This is a genomic window from Reyranella soli (assembly GCF_007992495.1).
Lineage (GTDB): Bacteria > Pseudomonadota > Alphaproteobacteria > Reyranellales > Reyranellaceae > Reyranella > Reyranella soli.
The window spans coordinates 1-6983 of record NZ_BKAJ01000276.1; the positions used below are offsets into that span (position 1 = coordinate 1).

Consider the following 6983-nt stretch of genomic DNA (forward strand, 5'->3'; position numbering starts at 1 on the left):
TTCGTTTTTGGCGAACTGATAGCCCTTGACCAGCTCACTCCGAGACACGTCTTCGCCGGTGCCGGCATCGACGGTTTTCATTTTGATGCGGTTATTGGTCTGCGGATTGATCAGGTTGAATCGAACGGTTTCCGCTTCGGATGTCGCCGAGAACAGGACGACAGGACAAGTAACTAGAAGAGGCGCAAATGCCCTTCCCACGACGGACGCGCGGCCATTCAGAACCCCTCTCGTGGACCCCTCCACGCTAGGAGTAACACTGCCAAATCCGCTACGTTGCTCCCCGGCCTGCATTCAAGCGCTAGCGACGAGTTCCTGGTTTGCCCTCGTAGATCTGGTGCATTTGCACTCTGCCTTTAGCGGCCCGGCCGCTTGGGCCTCGCGGAGCGGGCCGTCTTTCTTTTAGTTTTTCCCATCCGGCGAAGCGCGTCCGCTGCGGGGTTCTTTCCCTTGTCAGCTCGAAAAACGGCCTCAACGGGCATGTCGCCGCTTGCTACATCCTCAACGAAGTCGGAAAGCTGGTCACCGGCGCCCTTGGACTTCTTGCGCTTAGCCATAGGTCCATCTCCGCTCCCTTATCTAACCATCAATACTCGGCCAGAGCGTTGATAGATCCAACCGCCGGCTTCCGGCTCGGCACCTATTGGGCCTGGCAATCGAGCACGTCGTTTGAGCCGTGCGCCCTGAGATAACAGATCCGCCGCACTCGGTTGGGCTAGGGCGTCCCGAGGCAGGAACAGCAGGCCGGTGCCGCATCTGCCCGGCCGTTGACCTCCATGCTTCGAGAGCCCACCGACTGGTCCACAGCCGCTTGGCGCAAATCTTGCGACACCTGAGCTATCTCCTCCCTCAACTACCCGCCCGGCACGGGGTAACCCTGCCGGGCCTTTTTCGTCCCGAGGCCCCGTGTGGCGACACGGCGACGCAAAAGTCACCAAGCCAAGTCTTTACTTCTATTGCATCAGCCCTATCTCATAGGCAGCCGTCGGGGTATCGAAAAGCAACGAGCTTTCTCGTGTGTCTGTAGTCCCACACACCCAAACACCTACCGGCATGCCCGACGGCCCTGATCCAAAGGCTCAAGACCTTCCGCTAGGCGCCCAGGAATTCATAGATTCCTGCTTTACCGGGCCCTTTCCAAGACGACGGAAGCGGCCGGCAACTGCCTTCAAGCCAACAACAGCAGTCACGCCAGCGCTCCTGATGTACAGTCGTGGCTGCTTCTCTTCATCCCCCCGCCCTAATTAAGGGCGCGCCTGCGTGCGATTCGCCAATTTATGCAAAATCGCGAGGCTTTTGCGGCCTACCCTGGGGATGCTCGCCAGCTCCAAAGCATTAGCTGAGCGGAGGTCATCCACTTTGAGGAAGCCTGCATTGGCCAAAGCTCGGCCAGTGCCAAGCGGCAGCCCTTGACGCTCCCAAGCCTTTGACGCCCGCCAATACTCTTCGAATGACGAAAGTTTGCGCCTGATGTGAGACATCGCCCCAAATCCACTTATGAGTGGCCCCCGTAAGCCCTCTTTACGGTAGGGATTGCCGCTCGAGCTAGAGACGTTGCGCGACCCATCGTGGGTCATGAAAGTCTTCTTGCTCCATATAAGGGCCAAACGGAGCCTGGCACGCAGCGTTGCAACAATTCACAAAAACAACAATGGTCGTCTACCCCGCTTGGGCGCTTGCAGGTCTCCCGTCAGTGGGTTGAACATAGCGATGGGATGTCGCGTGAAGAGATTTTGGCCCGACGCATCGTTCGCGACGTCTGGGCTTATACGGGCGGCCAAGCCGGTCGATGGGCCATGCTGCATTCAATCGCGCGCCGCCTTGTCCTTAGCGACCACGAGGAAGTTGACCGCGCCGTTAAGCTTGCCGAGGCACATGGATGGCTGGAGCTGAACGGCTTGCACAGCGTGCGGCTGACGGAGGCTGGCTGCAGCCTGTTCCGCACAAACGACAAACGGTAGCCTCGAGCCGCTGGGGCCACTTCCGACCTGCCGCTAGCCAGTGCCCGATGTACAGTCGTGGGTGCTTGCTCCGCCCTCGGCGCGACACGTTATGGGTAAGCCGCGCGACTGACGCGGCACTTACCTCGAGTGTCGCGGTTATTGGGCCTTTTTGCGGATACTAGCTTCGGTGTCCTGCAAGATGGTCGGGACAAGTCTCTCAGAGAACCCTGCAAGAAAGCTCCAGACAATGAGGAGCGCGAGATTCTTGCTCGGAAAAATCAGGCGGAAGTTGGCGAATTCAGATTTTGCCGTGAAGCCTGGATGCAGCTCGGTTGTTGCAACCTGAACTTGGGCCGCCCCCGTCGGATTCGTCCGTGGTTTTTCACTCTGCTGCTCATAACTCGCCAAATCGAGGCCGATCTGCTGAAAATTTGGAAAGAGAGGCCCATCAACGACTTTTGCCATCATGAAAAAAAACACGACCACGGCGCCGGTCATGCCCACACACCCTCGTAAGACAATGGACATCCGGTCTCGGGCATCCTTGAGGCCGCCGATTGTAAGCGTGTCCCATCTCTGTTGGAGATACAGGAGGCGGCTGAACAGCGCACCAAAAAGACCGGCCGTCACCGCTGCATAGAGCGGCATCCCCGACCAACTCTCTACCGCCTTGATATCACTCCACCAGGAGTAAAAGTAGATCATCAGAAATGGAGCAAGCAGCATCAGAAAAGCGCCGGTTCCAAAACATACTATTCTCCGGGTAGCGACCTTCCGAATGGGCCGAGAATAGAATTTTCTCTGAACATCCCAGTGGGTCTCCTCTAGGATGTCTAGCAGGAGCGCTCGGACTTGGTCTTCAAAATCTAGCTTCAACTTTCCAGGCGTATTCGAATCGAGCACCAAGGGCGCAAGCATATCGGCGGCACCTTGCAATCGGGCCAAAGCCAGGATGTTCTCGTCCGCCGCCTCCCCCAAACGACGCCTAACCTCTTCCCAGAGGCACTCCGTCGGCTCGATGTATACGGTCAAACGCTCGATCCTATTGGCCTCGTTCCAGAGCCTGCCCATCTCCTCAACAGCAATAGGCTGCGTAGACTTTGCTTTGAGGGACTTAAAATCCTTCTTCACTTGAGCCAGCATCGCCTTCCTTCTAGCAATACTAGCGGCGATATCGGCGTCCGCGTTGGCAGTCGCGTTACCGGAGTCCGGCTTGGCAGCGTCGTTACCACTGGCCGGCGGCTTGGTAGTGTCGTTGGCGAGATCCGCTTCGACGTCGAGACTAGTGGTACATCCCAAAGCTAACGCCGCGCGCGCAATCCTTACTTCCAGTGCACCCATATAGTAGGCGAACATTGTGTCGTCGCATGGGAGGCTTGGTTTGTTTCGCTTGGTGCCAAATATGCCAAGGCTTAGCATGTTTCCCTCCGGAGCAAATCCCTACGCACTACTTTGCGATCACTGGAATTGCCATGATGTGTCTGACGCCGAGACAGATGACACATGCGAAGGCTCTCAAACGATGAGCCTATTAAACACCGAAAGTTGGTGCGACACCGGTCCAGCGATTTTAGCTGCCCTAGATCGAAGTGTCTGTGGCTTTCGTCACGCTGAGGACCATTGCTCTCACAGCATATCGCTTTCGCTCTATGCGATCATTCAGCCGGGTTGAAGAAGCTCCGTAAGAACAACCCCTCGGCCGCCAAAGGGACGGCTACAGTCGAAGCGCTTCTTCGATCTTCTTGCGCGCATCTTCCACCGTCTCCGCCACGGCAAGTCTCGCGTTGTTCATGAAGAACAACACACTCTTTGCATTCGGATGATAGACCCCGGGTGGAGTAGCTCGCACCTGGCGGACCGCCTCCGCGTTTACCGTCATTATGAGATCTGTATCTGGTGGCGTCAGAACAGCTAGTTCGACATGGGCCGCGGAGAATTTTGTAGCTAGTTCTTTGACCGACTCAGAGGAGTAGATGCGCCTCCCATTGAGTTGGACCATTGTGGCGCCGTCCCATTCGTTCTTGAACGCCTTCCGAAACCATAGGATTTCGTCTTCGCGTATGTGTTCCACTTCGCCCGCCGGCATGTTGATGATGATCATTCCATATGCTCCTGATTTTGAATGAGACGGGGTCAAGCTACGCGCGTGGACGCTCGTCAGCGCACCAAACCAGCACTCCTATTTCGCGAGGGCGGCATCCAAAAGATGCGCGAGTCGCACCCCAGCTTTCTGTAGCTGTTCCCGCACGATCGGCGCGTTCGCGGCCACATAAGCCGCGTCAATTCTCACACTGCCAGGCTGGAGGTTGCAGGACCCTCCTTGCTCTACGCAGTATTTGGTCTGTGCTTGACTGTTATTGCGAACGACTCGTTGGCCCAGTCCTTGGCCTCTGAGTGAGTCCACTTCTCAATCTTGGCTGGTGTAATTGATTTCATCAGATCCGTGGCGGCGTCCTCCACATCCTCGTTGACCGCCGCCAAGACTAAGCAGGTGTCCCAAGCCGAATGCAGGTTTGAGGTGCATTCGCCTGTGACGTCGATCTCGTTGCCGCCTCGATCATCCTTGAAGGAGACGTGAAGTGGCTGGTGAATATCGCCTAGCCAGTGGCCCAAAAACTTCAGGGCCAACAACTTCTGCTTTTGGCTGGCCGTAGGTGAGGACAGGGTCTCGAAATCCTTTTGGATTGCCGTCACGACGCATTCTCCTGCGCTCGGACAAGGATCGGAGCCAATGCCTCCTGAGGTTCTGGCGAGGTTTACGAAGTGCTCGTCCGCTCTGGAACGAGGATGATCGGGAAATGTGCAGGACTCGCTGAAAAGGTCGAACCGATCATCTGTGGCGATAAGCTTTCGAATAGCCTTTCGCGTGCTCGGTTCGGCAAGACGCATAGCAATCTCGCAAACGACCTTGTGACCATGGTCGCCCCACGCCCTCGCCTGGGTCGCAAGCAGGATCGGCGCCGAGACGGCGAACACAATCGCCAGCGCTGAAGAAATGCACCGCATATAGACCCCTGCGTTAGCTCGCCCAAAGCGTACCACAATTCTGCTACCGTTGGTAGTAGTTTGGTACCATCTACAAGCGAATTGATGAGGCATGCCGGGGAGAAGCAACCGCCAATAGGAGGAAGCCCATGAATCAGTCAGTTCGATTTCGGCTCTGGCAATGTGTTCTTGGCGTCGCCCGCCGCCAGCGCATCCAGCGGCGCAATTGGTGCGCGGCCAGCCTGATCCGACCCACTCACGGGCCCGCCGTAAGGACCCGGTTGTGTGAGAGATAACATTGACGCCTCGCCGAGACGGCGTATCGATGCTCCGGAAAGGGCAAGCTTTTCGCCGATGAAAGGATGTGCTGCAGTAGCGTCCGTGCGAACCACAATTCGGCCGCCGAAATGGATCAAGCCGCAGCTCACACGCTTGGTGGAAGAGGCGCCGGCCGGTGACGGCTGGCTGCACGAGATCAAGTACGACGGCTATCGCATGCACGCCCGGATCGACGGCGGCAAGGCCACGCTGCTGACTCGGACTGGCCTCGATTGGTCCCATCGCTACCGGCGCACGATCGAGGCGCTGCAGCGGCTCCCAGTCAAATCCGCGTACATCGACGGCGAGCTGTGCGCCCTCAATGCTGACGGGGTGCCGGTGTTTAGCCGCCTGCAGGCCGCCATGGACGAGGGCAAGACCGATCAGCATGTCTTCTATGCCTTCGACCTGCTTTTCCTGGATGGCGAGAGCATGGCGCAGCTGCCGCTGGTCGAGCGGAAGGCCAAGCTTAAGAAGCTGTTCCGGCGCAACGTCGCTGGCTTGCTCTACAGCGAGCACGTCGCCGGCAATGGCCCTCATTTCCGAGCCCAGGCCTGCAAGCTCGGGCTCGAGGGTGCCGTCTCCAAGCGCGCCGATCGGCCTTACGCCCCTGGTGACCGTGGGATCTGGGTCAAGTCCAAGTGCCTCAACCGCGAGGAATTTGTGGTCGTGGGGTGGACTGACCCCGAGGGCAGCCGCTCGCACATCGGCGCACTCCTGCTCGGCTACTACACCGAAGACGGTCGCCTGCACTATGCGGGGCGTGCCGGAACTGGGATCAGCGACAAGGAGCTGAAGCGGCTGGCTGGCGTCCTGGCGCCGTTGCAGGCCAAGCGAATGCCGCTCGCCGAGCCGCCGCCGCGTGACAGCCGGTTCGGCTCGCCCCTGAAACTGTCGCGCGTGCACTGGGTGAAGCCCGAGCTTGTCGTCGAGGTGACGTACCTGACGTGGACCGAGGACAATCTGCTGCGCCAGGTCTCGTACCAGGGCCAGCGGAAGGACAAGCCGGCGCGGCAGGTCGTGCGGCCGGTGCCGCATCCGCCACGGAAGCGCTAAAATACTTCAGATTTGGCTGCCGAGCGCTGCTCGTTAAATTGCGGACTAGGGAGGGCAGAAAGATGCGCGATAGCGAGTACTTTGAAGCAAAGAGATTCGCATTGCAGGTGCTGGCGCGCGCTCATGCCATGAACGCGGACAAGCTAGAAAGGTGGCACTATTGGCTCGGCGTTCCGGTCGTTATTCTTACGACGATTGTGGGTACAACAGCGTTTGCTAGCCTTAGCGACCTTGGCAACACACGAGTACTAATCGCCGTAGGAACAGGAGCCTTGTCCGTGTCGGCAGCAGTTTTAGCCGCGCTCCAGACGTTTTTTGCCTTTTGAGGTCGGGCGCAACAACATGCATTGGCGGCAGCGCTGCTAAATGGCTTAGCGCGGCGAGTAAATCGCCTGTTGTTAGATGTCGAACGCAGGACCGCGGAGGAAGCAGCGGAAATTGATGAAGGCTTAGAACGAATCATCAGGGAATCGCCAAGAATCTCGATTGAGGCGCAACAGCGCGCTCGTGAAGATTTCCTCAAAGAGCTCTCCGACCTTGCAGCGGCCGAGTCCAATTTAACTACTGATGTACGTTCGCATATGGCGAAGGCTTCGTAGCACTTGCAAGTCTTGAGCTATTGCCTCACCTATTACACGACGAGCCCGATCATCTCTCCGGCATGGATCGTGGGCTTATTGT

The 6983-nt window shown here is 57.9% G+C and carries 9 protein-coding genes; 4 read left to right on the forward strand and 5 right to left on the reverse strand.

Translation table 11 applies throughout. The features are described from left to right. Window positions 1-294: Ku protein (locus tag RSO01_RS45350; RefSeq protein WP_308933124.1), on the reverse strand; the 294-nt coding region annotated here is incomplete at its 3' end. 62 nt (window positions 295-356) lie between these two features. Beyond that, window positions 357-557: a hypothetical protein gene (locus RSO01_RS45355; protein ID WP_147157218.1), complete on the reverse strand. Its 201-nt coding sequence runs from the start codon at window positions 555-557 to the stop codon at window positions 357-359. A gap of 1158 nt (window positions 558-1715) precedes the next feature. Between RSO01_RS45355 and RSO01_RS45360 the strand changes: the two genes are divergently transcribed. Further along, entirely contained in the window at window positions 1716-1961 is a 246-nt protein-coding gene (locus RSO01_RS45360; RefSeq protein ID WP_147157219.1) for a hypothetical protein, read from the forward strand. Window positions 1962-2099: 138 nt separating this feature from the next. Here RSO01_RS45360 and RSO01_RS45365 read toward each other — a convergent pair whose 3' ends face one another. From RSO01_RS45365 to RSO01_RS45380, 3 genes are all read right to left on the reverse strand, one after another. Then, window positions 2100-3299 carry an MFS transporter gene (locus RSO01_RS45365; RefSeq protein ID WP_147157220.1) on the reverse strand — a complete coding sequence of 400 codons (1200 nt, stop codon included), beginning with the start codon at window positions 3297-3299 and terminating at the stop codon, window positions 2100-2102. Between the two features lie 358 nt (window positions 3300-3657). Then, complete coding sequence (locus tag RSO01_RS45370; protein ID WP_147157221.1) at window positions 3658-4044, reverse strand: hypothetical protein; 387 nt, start codon at window positions 4042-4044, stop codon at window positions 3658-3660. Between the two features lie 224 nt (window positions 4045-4268). Further along, window positions 4269-5042: a S1/P1 nuclease gene (locus tag RSO01_RS45380; protein ID WP_147157223.1), complete on the reverse strand. Its 774-nt coding sequence runs from the start codon at window positions 5040-5042 to the stop codon at window positions 4269-4271. 267 nt (window positions 5043-5309) lie between these two features. Here RSO01_RS45380 and ligD point away from each other — a divergent pair, with 267 nt between their 5' ends. The 3 genes from ligD (at window position 5310) to RSO01_RS45395 (ending at window position 6901) form a co-directional block, all read left to right on the forward strand. Further along, a complete protein-coding gene (gene ligD, locus RSO01_RS45385) occupies window positions 5310-6302 on the forward strand; it encodes a non-homologous end-joining DNA ligase (RefSeq protein WP_170303871.1) in 993 nt (330 codons plus the stop codon). A 62-nt stretch (window positions 6303-6364) separates the two neighbouring features. Further along, on the forward strand, window positions 6365-6628 hold the full coding sequence (locus RSO01_RS45390) for an SLATT domain-containing protein (protein ID WP_147157225.1): 264 nt from the start codon (window positions 6365-6367) through the stop codon (window positions 6626-6628). A gap of 21 nt (window positions 6629-6649) precedes the next feature. Next, window positions 6650-6901, forward strand: coding sequence for a hypothetical protein (locus RSO01_RS45395; RefSeq protein WP_147157226.1), 252 nt, complete (start codon window positions 6650-6652; stop codon window positions 6899-6901). Window positions 6902-6983 lie beyond the last annotated feature (82 nt).